Source organism: Micromonospora sp. WMMD708 (assembly GCF_049315245.1).
Classification (GTDB): domain Bacteria; phylum Actinomycetota; class Actinomycetes; order Mycobacteriales; family Micromonosporaceae; genus Micromonospora; species Micromonospora wenchangensis.
Genome location: NZ_CP186060.1, coordinates 4,331,254 through 4,345,074, shown reverse-complemented (window position 1 = coordinate 4,345,074; position 13,821 = coordinate 4,331,254). Strand labels below are relative to the sequence as shown.

General features: G+C 73.5%; 12 protein-coding genes and 1 pseudogene. 7 read left to right on the top strand and 6 right to left on the bottom strand.

Annotation, left to right across the window (positions count from 1 at the left end; all coding sequences use genetic code 11):
* Positions 1-87 precede the first annotated feature (87 nt).
* From ACN260_RS19310 to ACN260_RS19300, 3 genes and pseudogenes are all read left to right on the top strand, one after another.
* A pseudogene (locus ACN260_RS19310) lies at positions 88-660 on the top strand (snapalysin family zinc-dependent metalloprotease); the annotation flags it as partial.
* A gap of 199 nt (positions 661-859) precedes the next feature.
* Complete coding sequence (locus tag ACN260_RS19305; protein ID WP_422752430.1) at positions 860-1,627, top strand: Scr1 family TA system antitoxin-like transcriptional regulator; 768 nt, start codon at positions 860-862, stop codon at positions 1,625-1,627.
* The gene (locus ACN260_RS19300; RefSeq protein WP_422752429.1) at positions 1,618-1,818 is read left to right on the top strand and encodes a DUF397 domain-containing protein; all 201 of its coding nucleotides are present in this window, start codon (positions 1,618-1,620) and stop codon (positions 1,816-1,818) included. The genes ACN260_RS19305 and ACN260_RS19300 overlap by 10 nt, the downstream gene beginning before the upstream one ends.
* Positions 1,819-1,854: 36 nt before the next feature.
* Here ACN260_RS19300 and ACN260_RS19295 read toward each other — a convergent pair whose 3' ends face one another.
* Both ACN260_RS19295 and ACN260_RS19290 read right to left on the bottom strand, forming a co-directional pair.
* Positions 1,855-2,265 carry a hypothetical protein gene (locus ACN260_RS19295; protein ID WP_422752428.1) on the bottom strand — a complete coding sequence of 137 codons (411 nt, stop codon included), beginning with the start codon at positions 2,263-2,265 and terminating at the stop codon, positions 1,855-1,857.
* 129 nt (positions 2,266-2,394) lie between these two features.
* Positions 2,395-5,004, bottom strand: a complete 2,610-nt coding sequence (locus ACN260_RS19290; protein WP_422756759.1) for a glycoside hydrolase family 9 protein — start codon at positions 5,002-5,004, stop codon at positions 2,395-2,397.
* Positions 5,005-5,255: 251 nt separating this feature from the next.
* Between ACN260_RS19290 and ACN260_RS19285 the strand changes: the two genes are divergently transcribed.
* Entirely contained in the window at positions 5,256-5,981 is a 726-nt protein-coding gene (locus tag ACN260_RS19285; RefSeq protein WP_422752427.1) for a PP2C family protein-serine/threonine phosphatase, read from the top strand.
* Positions 5,982-6,003: 22 nt separating this feature from the next.
* On the opposite strand, the gene hrpB is transcribed toward ACN260_RS19285, so the two are convergent.
* From hrpB to ACN260_RS19270, 3 genes are read right to left on the bottom strand one after another with little or no spacing between them, the layout of a single operon-like run.
* A complete protein-coding gene (hrpB, locus tag ACN260_RS19280; protein ID WP_422752426.1) occupies positions 6,004-8,586 on the bottom strand; it encodes an ATP-dependent helicase HrpB in 2,583 nt (860 codons plus the stop codon).
* A 25-nt stretch (positions 8,587-8,611) separates the two neighbouring features.
* Positions 8,612-8,812 carry a DUF397 domain-containing protein gene (locus tag ACN260_RS19275; protein ID WP_422752425.1) on the bottom strand — a complete coding sequence of 67 codons (201 nt, stop codon included), beginning with the start codon at positions 8,810-8,812 and terminating at the stop codon, positions 8,612-8,614.
* Between the two features lie 40 nt (positions 8,813-8,852).
* Positions 8,853-9,698, bottom strand: coding sequence for a helix-turn-helix domain-containing protein (locus ACN260_RS19270; protein ID WP_422752424.1), 846 nt, complete (start codon positions 9,696-9,698; stop codon positions 8,853-8,855).
* Between the two features lie 142 nt (positions 9,699-9,840).
* Here ACN260_RS19270 and ACN260_RS19265 point away from each other — a divergent pair, with 142 nt between their 5' ends.
* Genes ACN260_RS19265 through ACN260_RS19255 form a run of 3 tightly spaced genes read left to right on the top strand, consistent with a single transcriptional unit; the run spans position 9,841 to position 12,631 of the window.
* A complete protein-coding gene (locus ACN260_RS19265) occupies positions 9,841-10,467 on the top strand; it encodes a GOLPH3/VPS74 family protein (protein ID WP_422752423.1) in 627 nt (208 codons plus the stop codon).
* A gap of 53 nt (positions 10,468-10,520) precedes the next feature.
* Entirely contained in the window at positions 10,521-12,041 is a 1,521-nt protein-coding gene (locus ACN260_RS19260; protein WP_422752422.1) for an APC family permease, read from the top strand.
* Positions 12,038-12,631: a GNAT family N-acetyltransferase gene (locus ACN260_RS19255; protein ID WP_422752421.1), complete on the top strand. Its 594-nt coding sequence runs from the start codon at positions 12,038-12,040 to the stop codon at positions 12,629-12,631. The genes ACN260_RS19260 and ACN260_RS19255 overlap by 4 nt, the downstream gene beginning before the upstream one ends.
* Before the next feature lie 177 nt (positions 12,632-12,808).
* On the opposite strand, the gene ACN260_RS19250 is transcribed toward ACN260_RS19255, so the two are convergent.
* Positions 12,809-13,630, bottom strand: coding sequence for a SigB/SigF/SigG family RNA polymerase sigma factor (locus ACN260_RS19250; protein ID WP_088644086.1), 822 nt, complete (start codon positions 13,628-13,630; stop codon positions 12,809-12,811).
* Between the last annotated feature and the right edge of the window lie 191 nt (positions 13,631-13,821).

Sequence of the window (13,821 nt, the reverse complement as noted above, 5' to 3'; positions counted from 1 at the left end):
TGGCGGCGGTATGACGTAACCGCTATTCGACCGGGTTCCGACCGACCGCTTAACATCGGTGAACTTCTATCGATGGGAGGTCGGACGATGCGCCGACGACAGTTCTCGCGTACCGCCGGGGCCCTGCTGGCGCTGGTGCTCACGGCGACCGGCGTGGTCGCCGCGGGTGGCGGCGCGGCGTCCGCCGCCGCACGGACGGTCTACTACGACGCGAGTCGGGCCGGGGAGTTCCGCACCAACTTCGACCAGGCCGCGACGATCTGGAACAGCTCGGTGACCAACGTCCGGCTGGTCGCCCGCACGCCCGGCAACATCACCATCTACGTCGACACCGGCTGGCCCCGGGCGCAGACCACCAGCCTGGGCAACGGCCGGGTCTGGATGGGCACCCAGGCCGTCGACCAGGGGTACGACCGGACCCGGATCGCCACCCACGAGATCGGTCACATCCTCGGCCTGCCGGACAACCGGACCGGCCTGTGCACCGACCTGATGTCGGGCAGCAGCGCCCCGGTGTCGTGCCGTAACGCCAGGCCGAGCAGCGCCGAGGTGTCCCGGGTCAACGCGTTGTTCGCCGGCTCGTTCGCCGCGCCGGCCGGGGTCAGCTACGTCTGGCGTGGCGACGGTGCTCCCGCGCCGGTCGCCGCCGGCGTCCCCGCCGGTTCCTGAGCCCCCGTCGGTCCACGGTGGAGGGGCCGCCTCCCGCCCCGGGTGGGGAGGGCGGCCCCGTGGGTGCCACCGACGGGAGTCCGGCCCGTCGGTGACGCCGCCGGGGTCTCGTCGTACCGAAGGGTTGCGACATGATCACGCCGCGTAGCAAGATGACTCCGGATATCCAGGATGTCCGGGGAGGGTCAGGATGAATCTGGCAGTCAAGGAGGCGATGGCCGAGGCGGGTGAGACGGCTGAGAGCCTCGCCGCCCGCATCGGGGTCGACCCGAAGACCGCCGCGCGCTGGGCCAGCCAGGGGCGAATCCCCCAGACCCGGCATCGTGCCGAGGTCGCCGCGCTGCTCAAGCGGGACGTCCTCGACCTCTGGCCGGACCTGCACAAGCGACACGAGCCCGCGTGGTTCCGGCCGTGGGCCGACATCGAACGCGAGGCCGTCGTGCTGCGCGGCTTCGAGCTGGCCTGGGTGCCCGGCCTGCTCCAGACCGAGGCGTACGCGCGGGCGACCCTGGCCGGGGAGACCCTGACCGAGGAGGAGGTCGACCAGCTCATCACGGCCCGCCTCACCCGCCAGGCGATCCTGCACCGCGACCGCCCGCCGCTGCTGGTCGCCGTCATCGACGAGTCGGTGCTGCACCGCCCGGTGCCGGGCCGGTCCGAACTGATGCGCGAGCAGTGCGTCCACCTCGCCGCCTGCGCCGAACTGCCGACCGTGCAGGTGCACGTGGTCCCGGCCGAGACGGGCATGTACGCCGGCCTCGGCGGGCCGTTCGTCGTCGCCGAGTTGGACGACGGCACGCGGGTGGCGCACGTCGACGGGCAGGTACGCGCACAGATCATCGACCAGCGCCAGGACATCGCTGTCCTGGAACGCCGGTGGGCGCGCATAGTGGGGGAGGCCCTACCCCGGGCACGATCCCTGGAACTCGTCAGGAAAGCGGCGGCATCATGGAGCTGAGCGACGCCCGGTGGCACACGAGCACCAGGAGCGGCAACAACGGTGGCAACTGCGTCGAGGTGGCGGACAACCTGCCCGGCGTCGTCCTCGTCCGGGACACAAAGGACCGCGCGGGCGGCACCCTGGCCTTCACCCCGGGTGCCTGGCGCGGCTTCCTGCGCCTGGCCCGGTCGACGCGACGGGCCGGCTGACCGCCGCGCCGCCGTCACCGCGTCGACCCGTGCGCGTCAGGGCGTCGGGTGGTGGCGCAGCGCGGCGATGAACCAGTCCAGCACCGGGGTCAGGGTGGGCGGCGCGGTCCAGCCGTTGACCGTCGCGAGGAGCTGGAAGTACCGCTCGGTGCGCGGGTCGTTGGCGACCTCCAGCCGGGCCAGCAGCGCGCTGCGGTAACCGGCGTCGTCGACCCGGTCGAAGACCTCGCCGTACGCGCAGACCAGCGCGGCCACCACGTGGCCGGCGCGGGGCGACTCGGGCGCGATGCCGGCGGCGCGGGCCAGTTCGACGGTGTCGCGGACCCGGTGGGTGAGGTCACGGACCATCGCCACCACCTCGGGGTGGGCGTCGCCGACGGTCCCGTCGACGAACTCGTGGACGATGCGCCGACGCTCGGCGTCGGAGATCGTGGTCGGCTCGGGCATCGGACTCGTCTCCACTGCTGGGCCGGGCGTGCCGGGCGGTCGGGCGGGGGCGCCGGGCGGTCGGGGGACGACCGCCCGGCGCGCTCGGACCCCGGGTGGCAGCCCGGGGTCCGAGGGTGGGAGTGCCGGTCAGGACACCGTGCAGGCGCCGCCGTTGACGGTGATCAGATCCGGTTCCGGGTTGGCCAGCGTGCCGGTCCTGGCGAGCAGACCGAAGGTGATGCTGCCGCCCGGCGCGATCTTCGCGTTGTACGACTCGTTCTTCGCCGTCACGAAGGCACCGGACTGGGTCACCTTCGCCGACCACGCCTGGGAGACCTTCTGGTCGCCGTTGTAGGCGTAGCGCAGGGTCCAGCCGTCGATCGCGGTGTCCCCGGTGTTGCGCAGGACGACCTGGGTGTTGGAGCCGTCCGGCCAGGTGCCGTGCACCTGGTAGCTGACCGCGCAGGTGCGCGGGGCCACGGCCCCGGCCTCCCCCTGGTCGGCGAGGAACGACGCGAGCCAGGCCAGCGCCGAGTTCCAGTTGATCGCCACCTCGTTGGTCGAGTACGAGTTGATGTCGTCGACGTAGCAGAACATCGGCGCGCAGCCCTTGAGCAACTGGGCGACGAACGGGTCCTGCAGGGCGGCGTTCGGGCCACCGGCGAGCGAGCCGACCGGCGGGTTCGGCATGGCCGGGTTGAGCTGGTTGCCGAAGATCCGGCTGTGCTGGTTGCGCGCGTTCTGCTCGCCCCAGCCGGTCACGTACGACATGTTCAGCGCGTTGCGGCCGAGCAGGTAGTCGGTCGCCTGCACGGCACCGTCCCGGTACTTCGCGTCCCGGGTCAGGTCGAACGCGGTGGCCAGCACGACCATGTTGTTGATGATGTTGCTGTTGCTGCCCCAGACGTAGCTTGCCGCCTCGCCCGGCACCGGCAGGCCGTACGCCTGGGCGTGCAGGGTGGTCAGGTAGTTGTCGGCGGCGGCGGTCACCGAGGCGCGGACCCGGGCCCGGTCGGCGGCCGGCAGGCCGTTCGGCACGGTGGCCAGTTCGAGCCGGCCGACCGCGCCCACGCTCTGCCAGCTGAACGCGCCGCCCGCGGCGAACACGTCGCCGGTGTGCTGGGGCGAGGCGGTCAGGTCGTCCAGGTACGCCTTCTTGCCGGTGGTCAGGTACAGCTCCACGGCCGCCCAGTAGAACTCGTCGGTGACGTTGGTGTCGTCGTACGCGCCGCCGCCGATGCCGTCGTTCGGGTCGGCGTAGACCGCCGGGTGCGCCTTGGCCGCGGCGTACGCGGTCGTCGCGGCGGTGCCGCAGCGGGCGGCGAACGCCGCGTCGTACGGGGCGAACAGGCGCTGGCACTGCGCGGCGACGGCGGCCAGGTTCAGGGTGGCGGCGGTCGTCGGCGGGTGCAGCTCACGCGGCTGGGCGTCGTCCTGCGGCGCGAGCGGCAGGCCGGTCCACGCCTTGTCGTGGATCTTGTGGTGGGCCATCCCGGCCAGCGGCTTGCCGGCCGGCACCTGCATCCGGAGCAGGAACTCGATCTCCCAGCGGGCCTCGTCGAGGATGTCCGGCACCGCGTTGCCGCGCTCGGGCAGCCGCAGCGTCGAGTCACCCAGCGCGGCGCCACCGGCGGCGGTCTCCGCCGTCTTGGTCCGCTCGAAGGCGCTCAGCAGCTGGTAGGCGGCGATCCCGCCGTTGACCACGTACTTGCCGTGGTCGCCCGCGTCGTACCAGCCACCGCGCACGTCCAGCGTGTAGTCGCAGACGCCGGGCTGGCAGGGCACCTCGGTGTCGCCCTGGTTGGGGGCCACGCCGAGGTGGCCGGCCGGGCGGGCGTACTCCTCGCCGATCAGGTCACCGTCGATCTCGATGCCGCTGCGCTGGGCGTAGAAGAACTGCATCGCGTCGGCCCGCAGCCGGTCGTAGAGGTCGCCGGAGATGTCGAACGGGTGGCTGGTCTCGCCGTCGGCGACCAGCGTGTAGCCGGTGCCGGGGGTGCGGAACGACGAGAAGTCGACGGTCTGCACGTTCTGCCCGGAGGCGGCGTCGACCCCGCGCGGGGTGCTCCGGCCGCTGGCGACGACCGTGCCGGCGGCCGACTTGAGCTGCCAGGGCAGCGCCTCGGTCGACTCGGTCACCACGGTGGCGTTCTTCGGGCCGCCGGGCAGGTAGCCGACCTGGTTGACCCGCACACGGGGGCCGGTGTCCGGCACGTACGGCGGGGCGGCCTCGCCACCGCGCAACGAGACGTTGTCCAGGCAGATCCGCTGCTCGGCGGCGGCCCCACCGACCTGGAAGATGAGCTGGGCGTTGGGGTTGTCGTCCGGGACGGTGAACGTCTGCTCGACCCGCTTGCTCGTCGGGGCGGCCACCGCCGGCACGCTGGCGTACGAGGTGTAGGGGGCGCTGCCGAGCTGGAGCACGGCGTTGACGCTCAGCCCGGGGGTGGCCGAGATGTCGAAGCTGAGCTTGTACTCCGCGCCGGCGTTGAGCCGGACCCCGTCGTGGCCGATGCCGGCGTCCCACGGGTTGGCCAGCCCGGCGGGGACGGTGACGCAGAGCCGGCCGTCGACGACGTCGAGCGGGCCGGTGCCGTAGGAGAACCAGGGCGAGACGCCCTCGCTGAAGTCGCCGTTGCTGATCTGCTCGGGAGCGTCCGGCGGGACCTCGGCGTGGGCCACGCCGGTGCCGGCGCCGGTGAGGATCAGGGTCGTCGCTGCCAGTACCGCGAGATGCCGCCGACGTCGTCGGGTCAGGATCACGGGATTCCTTTCCGGGCGGAAGGTGTGGTGGGGTGTGCCGTCGATGCCTGTCGCTGGGAGCGCTCCCAGCTATCAGCCAGATGTTTCCAGCGCGTCTCGCCCCTGTCAATCGATTCGACTGGATGACCTTCGGCTGGTCGCAGCCACCCGGAGCGACGTCCCCGACAGTGAGATTCGCCGCGCCACGCGCAGTCGTCCTGATCTCCTAGAGACAACAACGCCCTCCGCCTGGCAGGCTGCCACCCATGACCCTGAAGCTTCGTTCCATCGGGACGAGCGACCGTGGGCTGATCCGCAGCGGAAACCAGGACGCCCTGCACTGCGGCGCCTGGCTCGTCGCCGTCGCCGACGGCATGGGCGGGATGGCGGCCGGCGACCTGGCCAGCCGGATCGCCATCGACGCGGTCGCCCCACTGGACGTGGAGACCCCCGAGGACGCGCTGGTGGCGGCGTTGCAGACCGGCATCGAGCTGGCCACCGCGCGGATCCACCAGGCCGTCCGGGAGGACCCCGAGCGGCAGGGCATGGGCACCACACTGACCGCCCTGCTGTTCTCCCGTACCGGCAGCTGCCTGGCGCTGGCCCACGTCGGCGACTCCCGGGCCTACCTGTTCCGCGAGGGCACCCTCAAACAGGTCACCCGGGACGACACCTTCGTCCAGATGCTCGTCGACCAGGGGGTGATCAGCCCCGAGGAGGCGTCCAGCCACCCCCGGCGGGCCGTGGTCACCCAGGCGTTGCAGGGCGAGCAGGTCTCCCCGTCGTACGCCACGATGGTGCCCCGGGCCGGCGACCGCTGGCTGCTGTGCAGCGACGGCCTCTCCAACGTCGTCCGCCCGGACACCCTCGCCGAGGTGTTGCGGGAGACCCCGGACCGCCAGGACTGCGCCCGCCGCCTGATCGACCTCGCCCTGCGGGCCGGCGGCCCGGACAACATCACCGTGCTGATCGCCGACGTCGTCGACGAGTGACCGCCACCGGCGGCACGCCGGCTCAGCGGCGGCGGTGCGTGGTGTGCCGGGTCGGCGCGGCCGTGACCGGGTCCTCCGGCCAGGGGTGGCGTGGGTAACGCCCACGCAGTTCCCCGCGCACCTGCCGGTAGCCGGTACGCCAGAACGACGCCAGGTCGGCGGTGACCGCGACGGGTCGGCCGGCGGGGGAGAGCAGGTGCAGCAGCAGCGGCACCCGGCCGTCGGCCAGCCGGGGCGTCCGCTGCCAGCCGAACGTCTCCTGGAGCTTCACCGCCAGCACCGGCGCGCCCGGGTCGGCGTAGTCGACCCGGACCCGGGAGCCGCTGGGCACCTCGACGCGTTCCGGGGCCAGCTCGTCCAGCCGGCCCGCCTGCGGCCAGGGCAGCAGCCGGCGCAGCGCCCCGACCACGTCGATCCGGGCCAGGTCGGCCCGGCGGCGGGCGGCGGCCAGCTCCGGCCCGAGCCACCGGTCGGCGGCGGCGAGCAGCGCCTCGTCGGACACCTCGGGCCACTCCCCGCCCAGCGCCTGCCGGCAGAACGCCAGTCGCTGGCGCAGCGACCGGGCCGCCGGGGTCCAGGTCAACAGGTCCAGGCCCGCCTGGCGGAGCCCGTCGGCCAGGGCGGCGGCCAGCAGTTCCGGAGCCGGCCGGGCCAGCGGGCGGCTGACCAGCTCGATCACGCCGAGCCGGGTCACCTGGCGGGCCAGCACGTCGCCGTCGACCCAACCGACCTCGCTGACCTCGGTCACCAACGCGCCGCCGACCTCCCGGGCGGTCGCCTCGTCGAGCGGGGCGGCCAGCCGGACCCGGGCGGTCGGTGCGCCCGGCGAACGGTCGGCCACCGCGACGGCCAGCCAGCCCGTCCCGGTCAGCGCCGACCCGGCCGCCAGCTCCGCCCCCGTCCCACCCGCCATCAGGTACGACGTCCCACCGGCCCGGCGCAGCCGGGCCAGCCGCTCCGGGTGGGCCAGCCCCACCAGCAGCCCCGCCGCCAGATCGTCGGGCAGCCACGGCCCGTCGGCCCGCCCGTGGCCGGTCCTGGCCCGGTCGGCGGGACCGGTGCGGGTGGGGCCGCCCGGGGTGCCGGCGCGGTCGGGGTCACCGGCGGGCAGCGCGGCGCGCAGCCGCCGTACCTCGGCGCGCCAGCGGGCGGTGGCACCGGGGTCGGTGTCGTCGCGCAGCCGCCGCCACGCGGCGGTGAGGTCGTCGTGCCGCCCGGCCAGGCCGTCCTCGGCGAGCAGGGCGACCAGCTCGGCGGCCCGGTCCCGACCGATCCGGACGGCACCGTCGAGCAGGGCCCGGCCCAGCCGGGGGTGGGTGCCGGTGGCGGCGATGGCCCGTCCCCGGGCGGTCACCCGACCGTCGGCGTCGACCGCGCCGAGGGCGGTCAACGTCTCCCGGGCCACGGTCAGCGCGGCGGGCGGCGGGGGATCGGGCAGCGCCAGGCCGCCGCCGTCCGGGCTGCCCCAGGCGGCCAGGTCCAGCGCGAAGCCGGTCAGGTCGGCGGTGACGATCTCCGGCCCGGGTTGCGCGGCGAGCCGGCCGTGGGTCGCCTCCGACCAGCAGCGGTAGACCACCCCGGGGCCCTGCCGGCCGGCCCGGCCGGCCCGCTGCGTCGCGGCGGCCCGGGACACCGGCACGGTGACCAGCGCGCCCAGCCCCCGGGCCAGGTCGGTGCGGGCCACCCGGGCCAGGCCGGCGTCGACCACCACCCGGACGCCGGGCACGGTCAGGCTGCTCTCCGCGACCGAGGTGGCGAGCACCACCCGACGCCGGTCGGCGGGGCGCAGCGCGGCGTCCTGCGCGGCGGCGGGCAGCCGCCCGTGCAGCGGCAGGACGGCCACCCGGTCGGTCAGGTCGGCCAGCCGGCGGGTCACCGCCCCGATCTCGCCCGCCCCGGGCAGGAAGACCAGCAGGTCGCCGTCCTGCTCGTGCAGGGCCCGCCGGACGGTCGCGGCGACATGGTCGAGCAGCAGCGGATCGACCCGTCCCGCGCCCGGCGGCGCGACCGGGCGTGGCGGTGGCGCCCAGACCCGGGCGACCGGGTGCAGGGCCGCCTCGGCACGGACCACCGGGGCCGGCGTGTCGCCGCCGAGCAGGGCGGCGAACCGGTCCGCCTCCGGGGTCGCCGACATCGCCACCAGCCACAGCTCGGGCCGCAGCGCCGCCCGGGCCTCCACGGTGAAGGCCAGCGCGAGATCGGCGTCGAGCTGCCGCTCGTGCACCTCGTCGAGCAGCACCGCGTCGACGCCGGGCAGGTCCGGGTCGCGCAGCAGCCGGCGGACCAGCAGGCCGGTGGTGACCACCTCGACCCGGGTGTGCGGTCCGACCCGGCGGTCGCCGCGTACGGCGTAGCCGACCCGGTGGCCGACCCGCTCGCCGAGCAGGTCGGCCATCCGCCGGGCCGCCGCCCGGGCGGCCACCCGGCGGGGCTGTGCGACCAGCACCCGCCCGGCCACCCCGTCGGCCACGGCGAGCGGGGCCAGCGTGGTCTTGCCGGTGCCGGGCGGGGCGACGAGGACCGCGCCGCCGACGTCGGTCAACGCTCGCAGCAGGGGTGCCAGCGCCGGCCGGACCGGCAGGTCGAGGGGTACGTCGGAGAGCACGGCTGCCACTGTGGCACGCCCGGGGTCAGCCCCGGCGTACCGCCTCCATGCCGGTGACGAAGGCTGTCCAGGCGTGGGCGGAGAAGACCAGCGCGGGCCCGCACCGGTCCTTGCTGTCGCGCACCGCGATCCGGTCGTCGGTGGTGGCGACCTCCACGCAGTTGCCGTTGCCGCTGCTGCGACTGCTGGTCCGCCAGTCCATCATGGACAGAGGCAGCGCCTGCATTCCCGTACCTTCCGTTCCCCCCGGGCGTGCCGCAATGCGATCACGCAAAGTGACGAGCAGCCTCCTCCAGGCGGGCAAGAGACGCCGCCGGATCCAGTGCCATCCGGCACAGCTCCTCGTGCACAAGGGTATACCCGCGCACGTGTCCCGCTTCCTCCAGCGCCAGACCCAGCGTGAGATTGTCCAGGTAAACCACGGAATTGTCGGCCGCGTCGGCAAACGTGATGATCACGTACGGAGTGCTCATCGCGGGGTGCCCACCGGACGCGAACGGAAGTACGTGACATGTCACGTTCGGTGATCGGGCGACAGTGGCCATGTGGGTCAACTGCTCCGCCATGACGGCCGGCCCGCCCACCGGGCGCAGCAGCACCGCCTCGTTGAGCACCACCGACAGCTCGACCGGGGGAGACTCCCGGTGCAGCACCTCCTGCCGGCGCAGCCGGGCGGCAACCTTGCGTTCCAGCCCCTCCTCGCCGGCCGTACGACGGAACATCTCCCGGGCGTACGCCTCGGTCTGCAGCAGCCCGGGGACGGACTCCGCCTCGTACGTGCGCAGGCTCTCCGCCTCGGCCTCCAGCCCGACGTAGAACTCGAACCACTCGGGCAGCACGTCGCTGTAGTTCTGCCACCAGCCGCGCTGCTGGGCACCCCGGGCGATCTCGATGAGCGCCTCGGCGTCGGCCCCGGTCACCTCGTAGAGGGCCAACGCGGCGCGCACGTCCCGGGGTTTGATGCCGATCTGGGCGTTCTCGATCCGGGACAGGTTGCTCTTGGACATGTCGAGTTGGCGGGCGGCGACGTCCAGTGTCATGCCCGCGCGTTCCCGCAGTTGGCGGAGTTCACGGGCGATGCGGCGGCGGCGAACAGTGGGGCTGACGGTCACCCTCCGAGTCTGTCACGACAAGATCCGCAGGTCGCACGAGCACGGAGTGCAACCATCGAATCCGGGAGTTGCAAAGCTGGAGCTCTGCGGGCATCCTGTCACCCGGCGTGGATCACCTGTGGACAATGCGTGGGAGGCTCGTTTGCTGGTCGCCGACGAGTTCTTTCTGATCGCGCACAACGACAGTCGCGGCAAGGCCAAACTGCACCCGAGCGCCACCGGGCTCGGCCTGGCCGCCGGGTTGCTGGCCGAGCTGATCCTGTTCGGACAGATCACCGTCTCCGGTGGACTGGTCACCGTGATCGACCGGCGTCCCCCGGCCGACGCGTTGGCCCACACCGTGCTCGACCAACTGATCGGCGAGTCGCAGCACCAGGCGGTGCGCACCTGGCTCGCCTTCCTGGCCCAGTCGTCCACCACCTCGGTGGGGGAGCGGCTGGCCCGGGCCGGGGTGCTGCGTCGGCAGGAAACCCGCCGCCTGCTGCGGACCACCGTCAGCTACCTGCCGATCGACCTCAACGCCGCCGCCTGGCCGGCGACCCGGCTGCGGGCCCTGGTGGAGCGGCCCGAACAGCCGCTGGTGTCGGACACGACGCTGCTCGGCCTGGTGGCCGCCGCCGGGTTGACCCGCGAGGTGCTGTGGAGCGCCGGCCCCCGCGCCCACCACCGGCTGTCCACCCTCGTCGGTTCGCTGCCGCCCCCCCTGAAGGAACTCGTCGTGCACACCGAGGCCGCGGTCGGCGCGGCGGTGCTGCGCGGCATCCCCTGATCTCGCCGCGCCACCCCCTTCCCCCTCATCTCCCCCCTTTCCGGAGCAGCCCCATGCCCCCGCATCCGACAGTCGAACGCCCCAGCAACGTCAGCGACGCCCTGGCCCGTGGCCGCCTCGGCGTGCCGTCGGTCATCTTCTTCGTCCTCTCCGCCGCCGCACCGCTGACCGTGGTGGCCGGCGTGGTCACCACCGGCTACGCGGTCACCGGCATCACCGGCATGCCGCTGGCCTTCCTCGCCGTGGGCGCCGTCCTGGCGCTCTTCTCCGTCGGCTACGTGGCGATGGCCCGCCGGGTCGAGAACGCCGGCGCGTTTTACGCCTACGTCTCCCGGGGCATCGGCCGTCCGGCCGGCGTCGGCGCGGCCTGGGTCGCGCTCATCGCCTACAACGCGCTCCAGGTCGGCCTGTACGGCGCGATCGGCGCCGCCGCCGCCCCGGTGCTCGGCACCCTGTTCGGCGTCGAGCCGCACTGGTCCGTGGTGGCGCTGGTCGCCTGGGCGCTCGTCGCGTTCCTCGGCCTGCTGCGGGTGGACGTCAACGGCCTGGTCCTGGCGGTGCTGCTGATCGCCGAGATCGTGGTGATCGTCGTGTTCGACCTGGGCCAGCTCAGCCATCCGGCGGGCGGCTCGACCAGCTTCGCCGCCCTCGCCCCGGCCAACCTCCTGGTGCCGGGGGCGGGCGCGCTGCTGGTGCTCGCCATGACCGGGTTCGTCGGGTTCGAGTCCTCGGTGGTGTTCAGCGAGGAGAGCAAGGACCCCCGGCGGACGGTCCCGCTGGCCACCTACCTCTCGGTGGCGATCATCGCCGGGCTCTACGCGCTCTCCTCCTGGTCGATGACCGTGGCCGTCGGCCCGGAGAACATCTCCGCCGCCGCCGGTGAGCAGAGCATCGAACTGATCTTCAATCTGGCCGCCGCGCACCTCGGCGACACCGCGGTCACCATCGGCCAGGCGCTCTTCATGACCTCGGTGCTGGCCGCGATGATCTCGTTCCACAACACCACCGCCCGGTACGCCTTCGCGCTGGGCCGGGAGCGGGTGCTGCCGGCCGCCTTCGGGCAGACCTCGCCGCGCACCGGCGCACCCCGGATGGCCTCGCTGGCGCAGAGCCTGCTCGGCCTGCTGGTGATCGTGCTGTACGCGGTCAACGGCTGGGACCCGGTGGTCCAGCTGTTCTACTACGCCGGCACCGGCGGCGGCTTCGGCGTGCTGCTGCTGATCGCCACCACCAGCGTCGCCGTGATCGTCTACTTCGCCCGCTCCGACACCGCGGAGTCGCTGTGGAAGCGGGCGATCGCCCCGGCCCTGGCCACCGTCGCGTTGGCCGCCGTGGTGGCGGTGGCGGTGGCGAACTTCGCGACCCTGCTCGGTGTCGCGCCGGATTCGCCGCTGCGCTGGATCATCCCCGGGGTCTACCCGGTGGCCGCGCTGATCGGCCTGCTGTGGGGTCTGGTGCTGCGCGCCAACCGTCCCGACGTCTACGCCCGGATCGGGCGGGGCGCGGAGAGCACGACGACCTCGCTGTTCGGTCCCACGGTGGAGCAGCCGGTGCCGGTGGAGTCCCGGCGGTGACCGCGCCGACCATCGGACGGCTCGCCGCCGCCGACACCCGGTGGGTCGCCGAACGGATCGCCGAGGCGTTCCTGGTGCTCCCGGCGACCCGGTGGCTGGTGCCCGACGAGGCCAAGCGGGAGGCCGTCCTCGCCGACAACTTCGAGATCCTGGTCGACCACGCGATGCGGCACGGGCTGGTCTTCGGCACCGCCGACCGGGACGCGGTGGCGGTCTGGCTCCCCCAGGTCGGTGGCGGGTCGCCGGCCCCGGTGGACTACGACGACCGGCTGGCCGCCGCCTGCGGGGAGTGGACGCCCCGGTTCCAGCACCTCGACGAGCTGTTCGCCGCCAACCATCCGCACCCCGACCACCATCACCTGGCGCTGCTCGCCGTCCGGCCGGATCGGCAGGGGCAGGGGTTGGGCACCGCACTGCTGCGGCACCACCACGCCTGGCTGGACGCCCACGGCGTGCCTGGTTACCTGGAGGCCAGCAGCGAGGCCGGACGGGACCTCTACGCCCGGCACGGCTACCGGCTGCGCGAGGTCTTCCGGCTGCCCGACGGCACGCCGTTCTATCCGATGTGGCGGGAGCCGGCGGCCGGCTGACCGGCGCCCCGGGCGACGTCGCATCCCGGTGCGAACGTCGCCCGACGCGGCACCGGCCCCGACGCGGGTGCGTCGGGGCCGGTGCGTCGTTCGAGGTCGGGAAGGCCCGGCCGGCGAACCGCCGGCCGGGCCCCGTGGTCGTGGCCGTCACCGGGACCGGCGACCGCCTCCACCCCCTCAGTAGGTGCCGTCGAGCTGACCGCGCAGCTTGGTCAGGGCCCGGGCGAGCAGCCGGGACACGTGCATCTGCGAGACGCCGATCTGGTCGGCGATCTGCGACTGGGTCAGGTTGCCGTAGAAGCGCAGGGTGAGGATCTTCTGCTCGCGCTCGTCGAGGGTGGCCAGCGCCGGGCCGAGGGCGACCCGCAGCTCGGCCAGCTCGAACTCGTTGTCCTCGCCGCCGAGCATGTCGCCCAGCTCGGTGGCGCGGTCGCCGTCGCCGGTCGGGGTGGACAGCGACACCGCGTTGTACGCGCGGGCGCCCTCCAGGCCCTCCAGGACCTCTTCCTCGGTGAGCTTGAGGTGGGCGGCGATGTCGGCGACCGTCGGCGAGCGGCCGAGGGTCTGCAACAGCGAGCTGTTGGCGTCGGAGATGGCCAGCCGCAGCTCCTGGAGCCGCCGGGGGACGCGGATGTCCCAGGTGCGGTCGCGGAAGTGCCGCTTGAGCTCGCCGATGATGGTCGGGATGGCGTAGCCGGCGAAGTCGACACCGCGCGACGGGTCGAACTTGTCGATCGCCTTGATCAGGCCGACGGCGGCGGTCTGGGCCAGGTCGTCGGTGGGCTCGCCCCGGCCGCTGTAGCGGTGGGCCAGGTGGTTGGCCAGCGGGAGCCAGGCCTCGATCGCCCGGTCGCGCAGCGCGGCCCGGGACGGGTGGCCGGCGGGCAGCGCGGCCATCGCGTTCAGCAGGTCGGCGGCGCTGTCGGTGAGGGCGCGCGGGTCCAGCTTCTCGGTGGTGGACGGTGTCGCCGCCGGCTTGCTCATGGTGGGCGCGGTCATTGGTGGTCCTCCCTGCACCTCGTCCGCGGTCAAAAAGACGTGACGCATTGGTTTAGCTTCAGATGGGCCGTTCGGAAGCCACCATAGCCTGATCGGTGAACGGAAATCTAGCCGAAAGGCTGATGTACTTAAGTGATTCTGTGTCACAAAGCGGCACTATCGGACATGATTCGCGGCGATTGTGATCACGG

Excerpts from the sequence above, each read along its gene's own strand:
- ACN260_RS19295 (WP_422752428.1), bottom strand. The coding sequence starts at position 2,265 with ATGCCCGAGCCGACCACGATCTCCGACGCCGAGCGTCGGCGCATCGTC.
- ACN260_RS19250 (WP_088644086.1), bottom strand. The coding sequence starts at position 13,630 with ATGACCGCGCCCACCATGAGCAAGCCGGCGGCGACACCGTCCACCACC.
- ACN260_RS19260 (WP_422752422.1), top strand. The coding sequence starts at position 10,521 with ATGCCCCCGCATCCGACAGTCGAACGCCCCAGCAACGTCAGCGACGCC.
- ACN260_RS19275 (WP_422752425.1), bottom strand. The coding sequence starts at position 8,812 with ATGCAGGCGCTGCCTCTGTCCATGATGGACTGGCGGACCAGCAGTCGC.
- ACN260_RS19300 (WP_422752429.1), top strand. The coding sequence starts at position 1,618 with ATGGAGCTGAGCGACGCCCGGTGGCACACGAGCACCAGGAGCGGCAAC.
- ACN260_RS19285 (WP_422752427.1), top strand. The coding sequence starts at position 5,256 with ATGACCCTGAAGCTTCGTTCCATCGGGACGAGCGACCGTGGGCTGATC.
- ACN260_RS19305 (WP_422752430.1), top strand. The coding sequence starts at position 860 with ATGAATCTGGCAGTCAAGGAGGCGATGGCCGAGGCGGGTGAGACGGCT.